Here is a 17,096-nt window from a genome sequence, read left to right as displayed (position 1 = left end):
GTGGCAGGATGCAACTATCCCGTCCCGCGCTCAATAGTCCCGCGAATATTTGAGACGTACGTCGGATCCGCCGAACGAGCCCGTCGAGGTCAGGATGCTGAGCGACTTGGTCAGCGATATCTCCAGCTGCGTCGCGGTGAACCCGCGCGCATCCGTCACCACCTCCACATAGATGTTGTCGGTCAGGTACTTGCCCGCCGCGAGGCTGGTGCCCCGACCGCTCGCCTGATCCGCGCCGAGCACGCGCAACCGATCGAAGCCCACCGCCGAGCGCAGCTTGCCCAGGGGATTGAGCCCCCCACCGCCCGATCCGCGCAGCGAATTGAGCGCGCTCGCCAGCTGGATCGCCTCGATGGCGGACAGGTTTTCCGGATTGGTGCCGAACAGCAGGCGGCTCAGCACCTCGTCCTGCGGCAGTGCGGGCGTCGAGGTGAAGGCGATCTGCGGGCGTTGGCCCGTACCGGTGATGTTGATCACTGCGGTGATGCCGTTGGTGGTCGTCGTCGCCTGGATGTTGATGTCCGGATCGGTCAGCGCACCGCCGCGGAAGCGGATGGTGCCGCGGCTGACGTCGAAACGCTTGCCCGCGAACGAATAGGTACCCCGGATCAGGTCGAGGCCGCCGCTGATCGTCGGCGCGGCCGACGTGCCGCCGATCCGCAGGTCCATCGACCATTCCGATTCGAGCCCCATGCCGGAAACGTAGAGCTGGTTGGGCGCGCGCACCCGCAGGTCGAGCTTGACCAGCATCGCAGGCTTTGGCGGGGCCGCCGGTCGGTCGGTCGGCCGCGCGACACGGATTTCGCTCTTGCGGCGAACCCCCGTCAGCTCGGGAACCTCGGCGGCGCCCTGGCGGATGATCTGGTAGCGGGCATCCGGGACGGTCAAGTCGCCCTTGAGCAGCGCGCCGTCCTTGCTGTTCGTGAAGCGGATCGTGCCCGACGTCTTCGCCGCGAGTGCATCGCTCTTGGCGAGCTGCGCATTGTCGAGACGCGCGGTGACGTCGATGGGGAAGCCGCTGTCCGATGCCAGGCCGACACTGCCCTGGGCCTGCACGCTGCCGTCGCCTGCGCGCGCGGTCAGGCTGGTGAGCTCGAGCCGGTCGTTGCTGAACCGCCCCGCGATCTTCATCTGCGACAGGCGCGTGCCGTATGTCTCGTTATCATAGGTAAGATTATCGGCTCGGATCAGACCATTGAGCTGCGGTGCTGCGACACGTCCGGAGAAGTCCGCGGCGACCGCGATTGGACCCGTCAGCTGTTGTCCCGGCAGAGCCGCCAGGCTGAACAGCACCGCCGCCGGACCGTTGTACCGCAAGCCGCCGGCAAGCGGCGCCTGCATCAGACGCGTCGTCCACGATCCTTCGCCCGGCGGCAGCGGACGCAGCGTCGCGAGCATCCGGCCGACCGTCATTGTGCCGCGCCTGACCAGCGCGCGCGCTTCGCCCCCGTCGGGCAGGAGGCGACCGACGAACTGGATGTCGACGGGCTCCGAGACTGCGGCGATGCCGGTGCGCTGGAAGTTGGCGACGGTCAGCCGCGCGTCCGCCTGCGGGATGGCGGCACCTTGCTGCCGGTAGTCGAGGCTGCCGCTCACGGCTCCGGACAGGCCGAGGTTCGGAACGAAGGCGGACAGGATCGACAGGTTCATCCGGTCGAGCCGCATCTGCGCCGCCGTCACCCCGCCACCATAGGATCCCGCGAGGCGGGCCGCGCCGGCGTTCGGGCCCTGGCCGAAATCGATGCGCGTCGGTGCCAGCGCATAGCCTTGCCGACCTTGCGTGATCCGCGCCGGGTTGCCGGTGCGGAACGGGATGCCGTTGGCCTGCCCCTGCAACGCCACCAGGTAGTCGCCGGGCGACAACCGCGCGTTGAGCGCGACGCGCAGCGGCACGCCGCTCGATCCGGTCAGCAGCGCCTGCGCGGTGCCGCGTCCGCCGGTGTAGTTCACCTTGGCGCGCATCGCCTCGATGACGAACGCATTATAGCGGGTATCCGCGACCTGGACGTCCGCGATCACCTGCGGCGCCTTCGGGTAGAGGACGACGCTGGCGCTGACGAGCGCGCGCGCGATCGTGAAATCGGCCGCGCCGGGGATCGTCGCATTATAGGCGCGGCCGTTGATATCGGCGCGCTGGACGCCGTTCTGGTCCGCTAGACGCACCGTTCCGCTGATTCCGCGACCGGCGAAGGTCAGTAGGCCTGCGAACGGACCCCGCGGCGTCGCGGCGATCTGCCCCCGCGCGGTGATCCCGGCCAGGACAAGACTGCGGACGTCCACCGTCAACCTCGGGCTCGGTCGCACCAGCACGTCGGCGGTGAACGGGCCGTAATTGGTCCCGCCCTTCGCCGTGACGGCATAGGCCCCGTCGCGACCCACGACCCGCGCATCGAGATTGACCAGGCCGATGCCGACGCCGGGACGTGCCGCGTGCAACAGGACCACGGGGTTGGTGGCGCTGCCGGTCACGCGAGCGGAGAGTGGGCCATATTGGCTGGAATAGGCGTCGGCGTTGACCAGCAGGGCACCGTTGGCGGGATCGAACCTGCCCTCGCCGCGGGTGACGCGGAACTGTGGCGCGTTCAGCCGTACGTTGCGGAAGCTCACGATGCCTTCGGGACTGTAGCCGATGTCGGCGCGCACGATCGCATTGCCGCCCAGGAAGGACCGCACGCCGGTGTTGAACAGCTGCTGCGTGCGCGCGACCACACGCCCGGTGACGCCGAAGCCACCGCTCGGCCCCGGCACGAGCCGCGCATCGGTCGTCAGGTTTATGATCCCGATGCTTTCGACACGATAATTGTTGATCCGCCCCTTCAGCGCGCCGGTGTAACGGCCGGTGCTGACGTTCGCGACGACGACGGCCGTCGCGTCGATATTATCGGAGCGGATGCGCAGATTGTCCGACAGGATATTGGGCATCGAGATCGCGAAATCGCCTGCGATGCGCACGTTGTTCGTCAGGCCGCCGACGGCCGCGTTCAGCCCCGTGACCCGGCGGGCACGCGCCTGCACGGGAACGAGGATCCTGTCGGCGTTCACCCGCGCCAGACCCTCGGCGTAGACGTCCTGCACCACGGTCGTGCCGAACCCGATCGACGCGCCGCTGATCTTGTAGTTGACGGTCGGCGTCGCGAAGGCGCCATCGAGCACCACGCGCGCGCGGACGTCGCGACCGTTGAGGTTCGGCGCGATCGCGCCGGGCGTAAGCAACCGTGCGTCGACCGCGAAATTGCCGAAACGGCTGTTCGCGAGGTCCAGAATGCCACCGGCTTCCAGTGCAAGCGCCCGCGATCGGGCGGTCAGCCGCGTGTCGGCCCGCCGCTGGTCGAGCGTCGTGTCGATCGCCAGATCGAGCCGCGGCGAGGTCAGGCGCTCGACGGGGCCTTGCAGGTACAGGCCGGGCGTCGCGTAGCCGCGCACCGCGATGTGCCCGTTTCGCGCGGTCACGCCCAGGTCGGCCAGCTGCCCCTGACCCAGCGTGGCGGCGGCACGCCCCTGCCACGACGCCCAGCTGCCGCGGCCGCCGACGCTGACCGCGAGAGGCGCCTTGAGCGAGGCCATGGTCGCGACGACGCCGCCGACGGGAGCCGCAAGCTTGAGGTCGACGTCCAGCTTGTCCTTGTCGGGCACCGCGTCCAGCCTGAGCCGAAGGCGATCGCCGCCGGCGACGCCTGGTCCACGCAGTGCGGCGGCGTCGGCGACGAGCTGCGCACGACGGTCGGCGATATGGACCGATCCGTCGATACCGACGATGTGCGTCTGGCCGGTCACCGGCTTTTGCAGCACCAGCCGGCCGATGTGCAGCCGGTTCACGTCGATGTCGAGATCCGGAAGCAGCGGCTGGTTCTGGGGACTCGGCGGCGTCGCCTTGAGCGCCGGTCGACGGGCCAGCGTGACCAGGTCCGTCGACAGCGCGCGGACGTCGACGTGATTGCGCGCGAATGCGAATGGCCGCCAGTCGACGCTGAGTTTGGGACTGGTGAGGAAGACGCCCTTCGGATCGGAGACGCGCACATCGCTGAGCACCATCTGCCCGTAGAGCGAGCCGTCGATCCGCCCGACCTTGATGCTGAGGCCCGATGCGGTGGTGTAGCCGCCGATGCGATTGGCGACGAAGCGTCGGCCGGGATCGGTATTGATCCCGAACACCACGATCGCGACCAGCAGCAGCAGGCCGAGTATCGCGACGCCGATCCATTTCACGATGCGCTGCCGCAGCGGACGGCGGATGACGACGGTTCGCGGCGCCTCGGCTTGCGTCTCGTCCACCATCAGAAGGCCTGTCCGATCGAGATGTACAGCGCGACCTTTCCGTCACCCTTGCGCGGATTGAGCGGGGTGGCGACGTCGAGCCGCAGCGGACCGAAATTGGTGTAGAACCGGCCGCCGATGCCGGCGCCGAAGCGCAGGTCGGAGGCGGTGGGAAAGACCGAGGCGTAGCTGTTGCCGGCGTCGACGAACGGCACGATGCCGAAATTGCCGAAGCGATAGCGTGCCTCGACCGCGAATTCGTTGAGCGAGCGACCGCCGACCGGATTGCCCTGCGGATCGAGCGGCCCCAGCCGCTGGAAGCCGTAGCCGCGCACGGAGCCGCCGCCCCCGCCATAATAGCGCCGCGACGGCGCCAGATCGTCCCGCGCGATGCCGAAGATCGACCCGGCGCGGGCGCGACCCGCCAGCGTCAGCGAGGTAGACAGAGGATAATAGAAGGTCGCCTCCACCATCGTGCGGGCATAGGGGCTCACCTTGCCCTGAACGGACGTCTCGGGACTGAGATTGAGCTTCAGCCGATAGCCGCGCGTCGGGTTGAGCAGGCTGTCGGACGTGTCCCACTGCACCTGGCTCGGCAATGCGACGATGCCATAGGTCCGGCGGACACGTTCGTTGCGCGTGAAGTCCCACACGCTCTCATTGGTGCCGACAAGCTCGCCGCCATAGGCATAGGTGATCCGCTTCTGCCAGATCGGCGTCGAGTCGTAGCTCCACCGGACCCCGAGCGTGCCGGTGAACGCCTCATAGGCGTCATAGCTGTTGCGGTTCGCAGACGCGATGATCTGGAAGGTCCTGTCGCGCTTGCCTGCGTTCGAGCGGCGGAACGTGCCTGACAGGCCCTGTTCCTGCGTGCCGGCGATCACGCTGGCGATAAGCGCGCCCTCGGGGGGGAAGAGGTTCCGATGCGTCCAGGTGCCTTCGGCGCGGAAGCCCTGGCCGGTCGAATAGCCGACCGTGCCGCCAAGGCTGCGCGCGGGCCCTTCCGTCTGGCGGACGAGCAGGTCGACCTGCTCGGTGCCGTCCGGCCCCGGGCGACCGGTCCGCTCGGGCGTCACCGCGATACCGCGGAACAGGCCGGTGGCGACCAGCGCGTCGCGCAGGTCGTCGGTCTTGCGCGCATCGTAAAGGTCCCCTTGCTTGAAGCGCGGGAAGACATTGAGATGATCGAGCCCGAAGACCGCGTCGCCGGTCGTCGTCAGCTGTCCGAAGGTGGCGCGCGGCCCGGTATCCACCGGCAGCGTATAGGCACCCGTCGCCTTCTCCGATTGGTCGTCGAGCAGGATGTCCCGCTCGCCGACCTTGACGAAGGGATAGCCCTGCTGCGGCAGCACCAGGCTGACATTGGCCTCTGCGCCCTGGATGCGCGCCGCTTCGATCGGATCGCCAATCTTGAGCGGCAGATTGTGCGTGATGAGGTCGGCCGGCACGACAGGGTCGGCCTTCACCGCAACCGACGACAGCCGATAGAGCCGTCCCGGCGTTGCGCTTACCGTGGCACGAAGACGGCCGGCCTCGCCTGCGATCGGTTCGATCGTCGATATCGCCGTCCCGTCGTAATAGCCCAGCGACTTCATCAGCCGCACCGCGAGCGCCTCATCCTCGCGCGCCCGTGCGGCGACCTGCGTCGCGTTCGCGGCCTTGCCGCCGCCATCGCGCAGCGCCGACAGCGACTTGAACTCGGACTCGAGGTTCAGGCCCTCCAGTCCCTTGAGGACGGTGTCGTACCGGATCTGCGGGGCCGCCGCGTCCTTGAGGTCGGCCGCCGTCTGCAGGGGCGTCGAATCGAAGCTCGACAGCGGCACCAGTGGCTGGGCCAGCTCCGGGTTCTCGGCGGTGGGGGGCGGCAGCGCCTCGGCCGCTCCGGCGCCCTCGGCGGGACGCGTACCCGTCTGGGGCGCGGCGGTCGTACCGGGCGACGCAGGGAGGACCGGCATCGGTTCGAGCGGCGCGTTGATGTCGCCGCTCAGCGGCGGCAGGGCGGCATTGAACGTCGCGTCGGGAACGATGGGTGCATCGCCCTTGGGATCGGCGGCCTGGCCTTCCTCGGGTGGGGTCTGCGACTTTGGCGCATCTGGACCCTTGGCGGGCGCGCGACCTTGCTGCTGCGACAACTGCGCCGACGCCGGCGACCCTGCCAGCAGCGCGGCCGCCAGCCAGAAATGTCTTCCCGAAACTCCCGACACGCGCGAACGACCCCCTTTGCTACGCCTGGAGCGTTCGCGTTCGACTCACCCCGATCGTACGGCAAACGTAACGACAGGCATATGGTTGCAGGCGGGTCAGGCTTTTCGCGACGGGCCGTGCGCCGCGTCCGCGCGACGATCAGGGCGCGGCATGCGCACAGCCGACGAGGCCCGCGAGCGGCAGGATGACGCTGTCCTGGCCGGGCCGGTCGATGCGCAGCGTCGCGGATCCGACGCGGGCGCCGTCGGTCAACGCCTGTTGCCGGACGATCGTCAGGTCGAGCGTCGCGGTCATGTCGCCCGCCCGATAGCTGGTCGATGCCGCGAAGCCCAGGTCGCCGACCCCGGCCTCCCCGACCTTGGCCAGATCGGCGACCTTGCCCTCCGGCGCGATGCGCAGCGTGGCAGGAGTCGCGGACGCCATGGCGACCAGCTGGCGATCCACGATGCTCCACAGATAGGCGGCGCACCCCTTGGCCGGCAGCGCCTGCCGACCGATGGGGCCGAGCATCGGCGGCGCCGGCGTCACCGCCTGAAGCGCGATCGGAAGGAGCAGCGCGATCATGGCGCCCCCCCTATCATCGCAAGCCAGGCAGGGTAAGCCGCCGCTGCCAGCAGGGCGCCAAAGGGCATCGCCGTTGCGGCGCCAATCGAGCGGCCGCGCACATGCGCAAACAGCGCTACCCCCAGTCCGATCAGGGCGGCGATCACGAGCACCGCCGGCAGCATCCGCCATCCCAGCCACAGGCCGATGGCGCCGAACAGCTTGGGGTCGCCGCCGCCCATGCCGTCCCGCTTGCGCACCGCGCGATAGCACCACGCGATTCCCGCAAGCGAGACATAGCCGCCGATCGCTCCCAGCAACCGGTCGGTCGCATCCGGCGGCACAGCGAGCCACGCACTGCCGATGCCGACGATCGCGAGCGTCCCGGTCAACCGGTCCGGCAACCAGAAGGCACGCAGGTCGAGGGTCGCGAGCGCCAGCAGCAGCCAGCCGAACAGCGCGCCCGCCATGCCGACCAGTCCCGGCGCGACCAGGCCCGCCGTGCCGCCGATCACCAGCGCGATCGCCTCCACGATCGGATGCAGCGGCGCGATACTGCCGCCGCAGCGGCGGCATCGCCCACGCTGCAGCACGAAGCTTGCCAGCGGTATCAGCTCGCGCGGCGCCAGCGTCCCTCCGCAATGATCGCAGGCGGAGCGACCGAGCATGACCGATCGTCCGTCCGGCCAGCGCACCGCCAGGGCCGCGACGAAACTGCCTGCAAGAAGGCCTGCCGCGCCGAGTCCGATCGACCAGACCCAGCGCTCAGCCATCGTCGTCCGTCGCCGCGCCGCGGTCGCGCAGCAGGTACCGGTAGACGCCGAGCAGATCGATGAGCAGCAGCACGCTGTTCTGCGTGCCCAGCGCCCAGTCGCGGGTCAAGACCGCTCCCGCGATCCATGCGACGGCCGACAGGCAGAACAGGACCATGCCCCAACCCGTGTCGCGCCTGCCCCAGTCGAGCGACACGATCGTTGCCGCGATCATGCCGCTGATCGAGGCAAACCACCGGATTGGTTCAGCAAACTGTTCCATCGTCGGTGGCTTAGGCGACGTTCGCGGCAAGTCGACCACTTCGTGGTTGAGCCAGATCAAGCACGTTGCGGCACGCCTGCCGACCGCCTAGATCGCGCAGCAACACAAAGTCCGGAGAGAATGATGTCGACCGATCCGATCGTGATCCTGTCCTACGCGCGTACGCCGATGGGGTCCTTCCAGGGCGCACTGGCGGGCGCGACCGCCACCGAATTGGGCGCGACGGCGGTGCGTGCGGCGGTGGAGCGCGCCGGTGTCACGGCGGAGGCGGTCGAGCGCATCTACATGGGCTGCGTGCTGCCCGCCGGGCTCGGCCAGGCACCCGCACGCCAGGCGGCGATCAACGCCGGCCTCGGCACGCACGTGGAGGCGACGACCGTCAACAAGATGTGCGGATCGGGCATGCAGGCCGCGATCATGGGGGCCGACGCCCTGGCCGCGGGTTCGGCCGAGCTGCTCGTCGCGGGCGGCATGGAGAGCATGACCAATGCCCCCTATCTGTCGAAGAAGCATCGCGGCGGCGCGCGCATCGGCCACGATACGCTGTACGATCACATGTACCTCGACGGGCTGGAAGACGCCTACGAACCCGGCAAGCTGATGGGCAATTTTGCGGAGGATACCGCCGCGGAATATCAGTTCACGCGCAAGGCGATGGACGATTATGCCATCGAATCGCTGCATCGGGCGCAGAAGGCGCAGGCGTCCGGCGCCTTCGATCGCGAGATCGTCGAGGTCGAGGTCGCGGGCCGCAAGGGTACGACGACCGTCTCGCTCGACGAACAGCCTGCGAAGGGCGATGTCGCCAAGATCCCGACGCTGAAGCCCGCCTTCTCGCGTGACGGCACGATCACGGCGGCCAATGCCTCCTCGATCTCGGACGGCGCCGCCGCCCTGGTGATGACGCGTGCAAGCGTCGCCGAGCGGCTGGGCCTGTCGCCCGTCGCCCGCATCGTCAGCCATGCCGCGCACGCCCATGCGCCCGCCTTGTTCACCACGGCGCCGGTCTTCGCCATGCAGAAGGCACTGGAAAAGGCGGGGTGGAGCAAGGATCAGGTCGACCTGTTCGAGGTCAACGAGGCCTTTGCCGCCGTGTCGATGATCGCGATGCACGATCTTGGCCTCGACCATGCGCGCCTCAATATCCACGGCGGCGCCTGCGCGCTGGGTCATCCGATCGGCGCGAGCGGGGCGCGCATCCTCGCGACCCTGCTGTCGGCGCTGCAGGGCAGCGGCCAGAAGCGCGGGCTCGCCAGCCTGTGCATCGGCGGCGGTGAAGCCACTGCGATGGCGGTGGAACTGCTGTAAGCGCGACCGGCACGCCAGGGCACCGCACGGCCCGGTTTCTTGGAGACCGGGCCCACCCGCCTCGCACCGCGGCCCCTTGCCGTCCGTTGAGGCGAGGTCCTACGTCTGGCGGCTGATCCACGGGCGCTGAAGCGTTACCGTCCCTATCCGGCCTTGCCTGATCGCAAATCAGGGAAGCGTTTCGCCCGGATCGATGCCCCACAGATCCCGGGTCTCGACATAGGCCGCCTGCCCCTTGACGTCGAGGCGGCACCAACCGCCGCCGCACTGGCTCAGACGACCGACGACGCCGGGTTCGGCGCGCCACATCAACCGCGCGCCGGGCGACGGGCGCTCGCGCATATCGATCGGTTGCGACCCGCGTACGATCGCGGTCCGCCTCTCGCTGATCAGCGCCGCGAGCATCCATCCCTGCGCGCCGTCGGGATCTTCGACCTTGCGCCATTCCTTGAAGACCGCGATCACGCGCACCGGCAGATCGGCGCGCTGGTAGAGCCAATTGGCGGGATAGGTCCGGCCGGGCCCGGTCCGCATCCGCGCCCGACCCGCCGCGATTGATCCGAAGAACGGCGGCGCCTTCTTCGTATCGGCCGCGATCGCACCGGCGTCGGCGAAGACCATCGCGAGCGCCGCGACGGCGAGAGCGATAAGGCGCATCTTCCCTGTCCTTTTCCCTGTAAGCCGCCTGCATAGCGTGCATGCCGGCGGCTTCAACCTTCCGTTGACGGGGCGGCTCCCCTCCGCCAAGCCATGATCGCGATGACAGACACGCGCTGCCCCCATCCCAAGGTGATCGTCACCCGCGAGCTGGCCGAGGGTGTGATGGCGCGGCTGGAGGCCTTGTTCGACACGACGAACAATCGCGGCGACGCCAAGATGACGCGCGAGGCACTGGCCGCGGGGATGGCGGACTGCGACGTGCTGGTGCCGACCGTCACCGACGACATCGATGCGGCGCTGATCGCGCAGGCAGGGCCGCGGCTGCGCCTGATCGCCAATTACGGCGCGGGCGTAAACCATATTGCGCTGAGGGCGGCGCGTGCTCGCGGCATCATCGTCACCAACACGCCGGGCGTGCTGACCGAGGACACCGCGGACATGGCGATGGCGCTGATCGTCTCGGTGCCGCGTCGGCTGGCGGAGGGCGAGAAGCTGGTCCGGTCGGGCGAGTGGCACGGCTGGAGCCCCGGGGGCATGCTGGGCCACCGCATCGGCGGCAAGACCCTGGGCATCGTGGGCATGGGTCGCATTGGGCAGGCCGTCGCACGGCGGGCCCGCGCCTTCGGTCTGTCGGTCCACTATCACAACCGGCATCGCCTGCCCGCGATCGTCGAGCAGGAGCTTGGCGCGATCTTCCACGCCGAGCTCGACGACCTTCTGGCCCATGCGGATATCGTCTCGATCCACACGCCGCTCAACGACGGCAGCCGCGACCTGATCGATCGACGCCGGATCGCGCTGATGCGGCCCCACGTCTACCTGATCAACACGTCGCGGGGCGGCATCGTCGACGAAGTGGCCATGGTCGAGGCGCTCGAGGCCGGCCGTCTCGCCGGCGCGGGGCTGGACGTCTGGGAGCACGAACCGCGCATCGATCCGCGCCTGCTCGCATTGCCCAATGTCGTGATGACGCCGCACATGGGTTCCGCGACCTTCGAAGGGCGGCAGGCGTCGGGGGAACGCGTCATCCAGAACATCCGCATGTGGGCGGACGGGCACCGCCCGCCCGATCAGGTACTCGACGGCTGGGTCTGACGTATCCCGGTCTGCGGAACCTGCGACCGCGCCAGGGCATTCGGTCCGCCGTTCACAGCGAAAGGATGATCGTGATGACCCGGAAGCTCGGTGCGGCCTCGGCCGCCTTGCTCGTCGCCGCCACCGCCTTGTCGGGATGTTCGACCCTCAAGGGTGCGGGCATCGGCGCCGTGGGCGGTGCCGGGGTCGCCGCGGCGACCGGCGGCAGCGTCGAAAAGGGCGCCGCCGTGGGCGGGACGGCCGGCGCGGTCGTGGGCACCGTCGCCAAATAAGCGGACGGGCGGGAGCCGACAGCCTCAACCCGGCTCCCGCCCCTCCAGCGCAGCGGCGCGCGCCACGTCCTTTGGCCGCCCGATGCGCCGCAGTATCGCGACAAGCTCCTCTCGCGCCGGAACGTGAATGTTCCGCCCATCGACCGCGATGCCATGTCGCGTCGCCGGCTCAAGCCTTTGCCATCCGCCATCGGTCGCGACGGCAAATCCCGCCATCATCTCCACCGGCAAGGGATGCACGGCCCATCGCGCGAAGCGCTCCGAGCGGAAAAGGGGATGCGGCGGCAGGTCAAGCGCCGCCACGCCGAGGCGCCGGAAGAGCGCGTCCACGTCCGACGGATCGACGAGGATGTCGACGTCGCCGACCTTCCCCGCATCCGCCCCATGCAAGGCGACGGCCGCGCTGCCGATGACCCACCATGGCCGCAACGCCGGCGACATCGCGTCTGCGACCGCCGCCAGCGTCTTGATCAGCGATGGATCACCAGCCCCGATCAATCGCCCGTCAGAATGCGGTCGACCAGCTGCTTCACCGTCGGCACGAAGCCGTTTGAATAGAAGGGATCGCGCTTGAAGTTATAGGCCGCGTGCCCTGCAAACATCAGGTTGTTGTCGACGTCGCCACCGTGCGCGATGTCCTGAAGCGTCTTCTGGATGCAGAAGCTGCGCGGGTCGGCGAGACGCCCCGTCGAGTTCGTCTCGGTGTCCGCCCAGCTGGAGAACAGGCACTGCGATAGGCAGCCCATGCAATCCGCCTGATCCTTGCGGATTTCCTTCGCCTCCTCAAGCGTGACGAAGACGAGCGTATTGTCGGGGGTTTTCAACGCCATGGTGAAGCCGGCGCCGAACCACTCGCGCGCGCGCAGCAGATCGCCCCGCGTCACCCAGAAGTTCTTGCCCTTCACGCCGACGTCGAGCTGGAAGACGTGGTCGCCCGCCTCCTGCGTCGAAAAGGCGATCTGCCGCTCGGACCGCGCCTCGAGGTTGCGCAGGAACGGATTGCGGACCGCCGACGAGTAGAAGCCGGTCGGGGAGAAGCGATGGAGGAGCACCCCGCCCTCCTCGATCTGCGTCAGCCGGGCCTTCCACTCTTCGGGGATCGGGCTCTCCTGCGTCAGCAGGGGACGCGTTCCGTACTGGAACGCGATCGTGCCCAGCTCCGGATTGTCGATCCAGTCGTTCCAGTCGCGCAAATACCAGACGCCCCCCGCCATCACGATCGGGGTCGTGTCGGGGATACCCCCCTCGCGCATCGTTTCGCGCAATTCCTTGACGCGCGGATAGGGGTCCTGCGGCTTGAGCGGATCCTCGGCGTTCGACAGGCCGTTATGCCCGCCCGCGAGCCACGGATCCTCGTAGACGACCGCCGCCAGCCACTCGGCGGCCTTTGAGTAGGCGCGCTTCCACAAGGCGCGGAACGCACGGCCCGACGAGACGATGGGCAGATAGCTGACCTGGTAGGACGCTGCGATCTCGGAGAGCTTGTAGGGCATGCCGGCGCCGCAGGTGACGCCGGAGACGAGGCCCTTCGTCCGCTCGAGCACGCCGTGCAGCACGCGCTGGGCGCCGCCCATTTCCCACAGGACGTTGATGTTGATCGCGCCCTTGCCGCCGGCGATGTCGAACGCGCGCCGCACCTGCTGAACGGCGCCCTCGATCGCATATTCGATCAGTTCCTCATGCCGCTCGCGCCGGGTCAGCGCGCGGTAGATCTGCGGAATGATCTTGCCGTCGGGATCGTAGCTGTCGGCATTGACCGCGGAGACGGTGCCAATCCCGCCCGCCGCCGCCCAGGCGCCGGCCGATGCGTGGTTGGTCGCCGCAACTCCCTTGCCACCTTCGACGAGCGGCCAGACTTCGCGGCCATTGTAGACGATCGGCTTCAGGCCCTTGAACACGGGAAACGGCACCTCTCAGGAAACAAACCACTAGCCTATATCCGAAAGGTTCCGGCGATGCGAAGAAATTGCGTCGCGCAGCCGGGGACGCCGCAGCCGCCGTTCCGGCCGAGGCGGATCATCGCATCAGCGTCTCGCCCAGTAGCACCACCGCATCGGCGGCAACCTTTGCGAAGCCCGTCGCAGCCACCATCAGCGCCGCCCCGACGAGTGCGACGACGCCATATTCGCCCATATGCTTGATCGTGGTCATGGCCCATCCTCTCCAAAAGGAGCCGGGCCCTCGCGTTCACCCGGGGTGTCCCGGCCGCCCGCATGATAACACAGGATCGCCGAAATTCAAACGATTGCGTCGCTGCAGTGCACCAGTGCCACGCGATCACCCAAGGGCGCCCGGGCGCGCGAGCACCGCCTCGTACAACGCCTTGTAACGGCCGATCATTACGCCCTCGTCGAATTCGGCGCGTGCCTTCGCCTGGTTGGCGATCCCGACCGTTCGACGCAGCGCAGCATCGAGAACGAGCGGCTGCAATGCGTCGCGGAGCCGAATCTCGGACGATTCCCTGGCGATGAACGGCGCGTTCTCGGTGGCCACCATCTGCGCGACGTCGCCGACCGGGGTGCTGGCGATGGGCAATCCCGCCGCCATCCCCTCGATGACGCTGATCGGCTGCTGCTCGCTCTTCGAGGAGAGCGCGAGGATGTCGAAGTGACCGACGAAGCGATAGGGTCGCTCGAGGAAACCCGGCAGGACGACGGTCGCGTCCATGCCCATCTGCCGCGCGGTCGCGGCGATCGCGTCCCGCTCCGGGCCCTCGCCGACGATGACCAGACGGATGCGACCGGCAAGTCCGCCACAGGCCCGTATCAGCATCGGCAGGTCCTTGACCGGCCGCAACCCCGCCAGCGCGCCGATCACGACGTCCTTCCCGGTGCGGACGAAGCCCGGAATGGCGCGCGGATCGGGCTTGGCGGCATAGAGCGCCGTGGGAATGCCGTTGGCGATGCGATGGACGCGCGCCGGCGGCTGCTTCCAGGTTCGCAGCGCGATGTCCTCCAGGACGAAGGAGGGTACCGCCAGCGCCGCCGCCGCGGGCAGCGCGACGCGGCGGTACATGTTGCGCTCGACCTTCAGCCCCGCTGCTTCGTCGGCGTTGAACCCGTCCTCGTGGTGGACCAGCGGCGGCATGGCCCTGCCGAACACGCGCCGCGCCATGACGCCGTCGATCGCGCCCCAATTGTAGGTCAGGACGAGATCGAACCGCCGCATGTAGCGCGCCAGCGCCTCGTAGCGCGCGACCGACGGACGGCCGGTCAGCGGCGGCGGATCCTGCGCGATCTCGTAGCGGATGCCCCTGGCAATCGCCGCGCGCGCGCCGAGCTGGTCGGGCATGCCCGATACGATCGTATGGCGCGCCGCATCGCCGAACGCGTTCATCAACCGGACCGCGCGCGCCTCCTTGCCGCCGAGATCGAAGCTGGAATGCAGATGCAGGATGTTGATCGGAGACGCCATGCCGATGCCTTAGCGGCTGCGCCTGCGCCCGACCATGCCGTCGCCGCGATCAGGTGAGCGCGGCGCCGCGCCGCGCCGGCACGACGTGGCGGAATGGCAGCCGCCGCCGCTCGACGAGCGACCGCCATGCCCATTCGACCGGCGCCATCCGGAAATGGCGCAGGTACAGGTTGGCGCCGAGCAGCAGGAACAGGTCGACCGCGACGGACAGGATCATCATCTCCGCCCAGCCGAAACGGGCATAGAGACCGAGGCCAAGAGGCGAGAAGATCAGCCAGGACACGAGCAGGGTCTGCACGACATAGAGGGTCAATGCCGTTCTGCCCGCGGCGACGAACGGTCGCATCAGGCGCGAGCCCGCGAGCAGGTTTATCGCGCCGACATGGCCCAGCGTCATCAGGATCCGCGCGCCCTCATAGGTCGCCCAGCCGATGTGCGGCTGGCCGTCGAACCGCATCATCGCGAGCGCCGCCGCCAGGCGCAGCCCCCCGCCCCCGATCCAGCCGATCGCCATCATTCCGAGATAGACGCGGCGCCGGCGCCGTCCCTGCAGGATCCCGAGCTTGAACAGCGCGGCCCCGATCAGCATCACCGACGCCGCTTCCCAGATCGACCCCAGTTCCATCGGGCCCAGCCGCTGCAGATTCATCGCCCACTGTCCACGCACCCATTGCGCGGGCGAGCCACGCCCATAAGCGTCCTCGGCGACGATGGCGGCTTTCCGCTCCGCCTTTGCCTGGTCACGCGCCGACGCCGCTTTCCGCATGTCGGCGAGCATCCTGGTCTCTGCGGTCGACAGCCGCTCGTGCGCGGCGGCCTTCCGTTCCAGCATCGGCTGCTTCGCGTTGCTCGCCTGCGTATAGATGATTCCGATCGTGCCGCCGACCAGGTTGAGCGCGGTCATCGCAAGCCCGATCGTCAGCAACAACCGTGCCGGCAGCGCCCGGAAACAGCATGCGACCATCGCCGCGACGGCATAGGTGTGCAGGATGTCGCCCGGCCACATCAGAAGGAACATATGGGCCATGCCGAACGCCCAGAGGATCAGATTGCGCCAGCCATAGCGACGCAGCACGGCCCAGCGTGCCTCGCCCGAGCGCGCGATCCGGTCGGTCAGGATCAGCATGCCGGCGCCGAACAGCATTTCGAGCAGGCATCGCGCCGTGCCGTCGACCAGCACCTGCCGCACCAGCCACGCGATCTGGTCGGCGGACGTCCAGCCCAGATGCCGGACATCGGATTCGGAAGCGGTGATGGAGCCGCCCATGTCGTTGACGTTCATGAACAGGATGCCGAGAATCGCCACCCCGCGCAGCATGTCGAGAACGGCGATCCGCGGCGCACCATCCGGTTCGATCGCCCCCGCGATCGCCGCATGCGGCGCCCCCGTTCCAGCCATCACGCACCCCCGCGTCGTTGCTGCCGACAGTGTACCACTGCGCTAAGACGGTGTCTACGCCACACGGTCGAGCAGGCGGTCGATCGGATCGCGCAACGCCTCCTCCGTCAGCATCGGCGCATGGCCGATGCCGGGCAACGTCACCAGCTCAGCGCGATCCAGCGCCTGCACCATCCGATCCGCCACGGCGGGCGCGAGCACGTCCGACCGCCCGCCGCGGACGATCAGCGTCGGCACGTCCCTGAGGCTGGCGAGCGCGCCCCACATGTCGGGCCCGCGCTCGTTCCCGGGGACGCGGAACGGCTCGGCGATCTTGAGGTCGTAGTCGGGAACGATCCGCCCGCCGCTGTTCAGGCGGTACAGCCGCTTCGCCATGGCCAGCCAGTCCTCGATCTCGAAATCGGGGTAGACGTCGGCATTGGTCTCCGCGATCGAACGGGCGGCGTGCATCCAGGTCGGGCAGCTGCCGCCCTTGCCGACATATCCGCGGATGCGCGCGATCCCGGCAGGGTCGATCTCCGGTCCGACGTCGTTGATGAGCGCCGCGGCGATGCGGGCGCCTTCGGCGGCCAGCAGCATCGTCACGATCCCGCCGAGCGAGGTCCCGATCGCGACGAAACGATCGATGCCACGCTCCGCCAGCAGCGCCTGCACGTCCGCCACATAGGTGGTCGGGACATAGGTCATCGGATCCTTGGCGTATTCGCTGCGCCCGCGACCGCGAAAATCGATCGCCAGCACCCGCCACCGCCCCGCCAGGCGGGCGGCGAGGGCATCATAGTCACGCGCGTTGCGCGTCAGCCCCGGAAAGCAGAGGATCGGCGGCCGGCTCTCGTCCCCCGGATATTGCCGATAGTGCAGCTTCAATCCGTCCGCGGACATCCAATAGCAGTTTTCGTACGCGTGCATGC

At 68.7% G+C, this 17,096-nt stretch carries 15 protein-coding genes; 3 read left to right on the top strand and 12 right to left on the bottom strand.

Annotated elements, in window-relative coordinates; genetic code table 11:
* Positions 1-30: 30 nt before the first annotated feature.
* From IQ292_RS08235 to IQ292_RS08215, 5 genes are all read right to left on the bottom strand, one after another.
* The gene (locus IQ292_RS08235) at positions 31-4,275 is read right to left on the bottom strand and encodes a translocation/assembly module TamB domain-containing protein (protein ID WP_203309847.1); all 4,245 of its coding nucleotides are present in this window, start codon (positions 4,273-4,275) and stop codon (positions 31-33) included.
* A complete protein-coding gene (locus IQ292_RS08230) occupies positions 4,275-6,458 on the bottom strand; it encodes a BamA/TamA family outer membrane protein (protein WP_203309846.1) in 2,184 nt (727 codons plus the stop codon). Before IQ292_RS08230 ends, IQ292_RS08235 begins: the two co-directional genes overlap by 1 nt.
* A 139-nt stretch (positions 6,459-6,597) precedes the next feature.
* Positions 6,598-7,023 carry a hypothetical protein gene (locus IQ292_RS08225; RefSeq protein WP_203309845.1) on the bottom strand — a complete coding sequence of 142 codons (426 nt, stop codon included), beginning with the start codon at positions 7,021-7,023 and terminating at the stop codon, positions 6,598-6,600.
* Positions 7,020-7,775 (bottom strand): prepilin peptidase, encoded by a 756-nt coding sequence (locus tag IQ292_RS08220; RefSeq protein WP_203309844.1) that lies wholly within the window; start codon positions 7,773-7,775, stop codon positions 7,020-7,022. The genes IQ292_RS08225 and IQ292_RS08220 overlap by 4 nt, the downstream gene beginning before the upstream one ends.
* Positions 7,768-8,037 carry a M48 family metallopeptidase gene (locus IQ292_RS08215; RefSeq protein WP_238940924.1) on the bottom strand — a complete coding sequence of 90 codons (270 nt, stop codon included), beginning with the start codon at positions 8,035-8,037 and terminating at the stop codon, positions 7,768-7,770. Before IQ292_RS08215 ends, IQ292_RS08220 begins: the two co-directional genes overlap by 8 nt.
* Positions 8,038-8,160: 123 nt before the next feature.
* Between IQ292_RS08215 and IQ292_RS08210 the strand changes: the two genes are divergently transcribed.
* A complete protein-coding gene (locus IQ292_RS08210; RefSeq protein ID WP_203309843.1) occupies positions 8,161-9,345 on the top strand; it encodes an acetyl-CoA C-acyltransferase in 1,185 nt (394 codons plus the stop codon).
* Positions 9,346-9,513: 168 nt separating this feature from the next.
* On the opposite strand, the gene IQ292_RS08205 is transcribed toward IQ292_RS08210, so the two are convergent.
* The gene (locus IQ292_RS08205; RefSeq protein WP_203309842.1) at positions 9,514-10,002 is read right to left on the bottom strand and encodes an SH3 domain-containing protein; all 489 of its coding nucleotides are present in this window, start codon (positions 10,000-10,002) and stop codon (positions 9,514-9,516) included.
* Between the two features lie 102 nt (positions 10,003-10,104).
* Here IQ292_RS08205 and IQ292_RS08200 point away from each other — a divergent pair, with 102 nt between their 5' ends.
* Together IQ292_RS08200 and IQ292_RS08195 are read left to right on the top strand one after the other, a co-directional pair.
* The gene (locus IQ292_RS08200) at positions 10,105-11,100 is read left to right on the top strand and encodes a 2-hydroxyacid dehydrogenase (protein WP_203309841.1); all 996 of its coding nucleotides are present in this window, start codon (positions 10,105-10,107) and stop codon (positions 11,098-11,100) included.
* 74 nt (positions 11,101-11,174) lie between these two features.
* Positions 11,175-11,372 (top strand): hypothetical protein, encoded by a 198-nt coding sequence (locus IQ292_RS08195; protein WP_203309840.1) that lies wholly within the window; start codon positions 11,175-11,177, stop codon positions 11,370-11,372.
* 24 nt (positions 11,373-11,396) lie between these two features.
* On the opposite strand, the gene IQ292_RS08190 is transcribed toward IQ292_RS08195, so the two are convergent.
* The 6 genes from IQ292_RS08190 to IQ292_RS08170 form a co-directional block, all read right to left on the bottom strand.
* Positions 11,397-11,870, bottom strand: a complete 474-nt coding sequence (locus IQ292_RS08190; protein ID WP_238940923.1) for a hypothetical protein — start codon at positions 11,868-11,870, stop codon at positions 11,397-11,399.
* On the bottom strand, positions 11,867-13,270 hold the full coding sequence (locus tag IQ292_RS08185; protein ID WP_203309839.1) for an NAD(P)H-dependent flavin oxidoreductase: 1,404 nt from the start codon (positions 13,268-13,270) through the stop codon (positions 11,867-11,869). The genes IQ292_RS08190 and IQ292_RS08185 overlap by 4 nt, the downstream gene beginning before the upstream one ends.
* Positions 13,271-13,388: 118 nt before the next feature.
* Positions 13,389-13,523 (bottom strand): hypothetical protein, encoded by a 135-nt coding sequence (locus IQ292_RS17795; protein WP_275298319.1) that lies wholly within the window; start codon positions 13,521-13,523, stop codon positions 13,389-13,391.
* A 126-nt stretch (positions 13,524-13,649) separates the two neighbouring features.
* Positions 13,650-14,786 (bottom strand): glycosyltransferase, encoded by a 1,137-nt coding sequence (locus tag IQ292_RS08180; protein ID WP_203309838.1) that lies wholly within the window; start codon positions 14,784-14,786, stop codon positions 13,650-13,652.
* Between the two features lie 49 nt (positions 14,787-14,835).
* Positions 14,836-16,185: a DUF418 domain-containing protein gene (locus tag IQ292_RS08175; protein WP_203309837.1), complete on the bottom strand. Its 1,350-nt coding sequence runs from the start codon at positions 16,183-16,185 to the stop codon at positions 14,836-14,838.
* Positions 16,186-16,239: 54 nt separating this feature from the next.
* A complete protein-coding gene (locus IQ292_RS08170) occupies positions 16,240-17,094 on the bottom strand; it encodes an alpha/beta fold hydrolase (RefSeq protein WP_203309836.1) in 855 nt (284 codons plus the stop codon).
* Between the last annotated feature and the right edge of the window lie 2 nt (positions 17,095-17,096).

Source organism: Sphingomonas beigongshangi, assembly GCF_016820445.1.
GTDB classification, from domain to species: Bacteria; Pseudomonadota; Alphaproteobacteria; order Sphingomonadales; family Sphingomonadaceae; genus Sphingomonas; species Sphingomonas beigongshangi.
The sequence above is the reverse complement of the archived record's forward strand: the minus strand, read 5'-3'. Positions and strand labels throughout refer to the sequence as shown.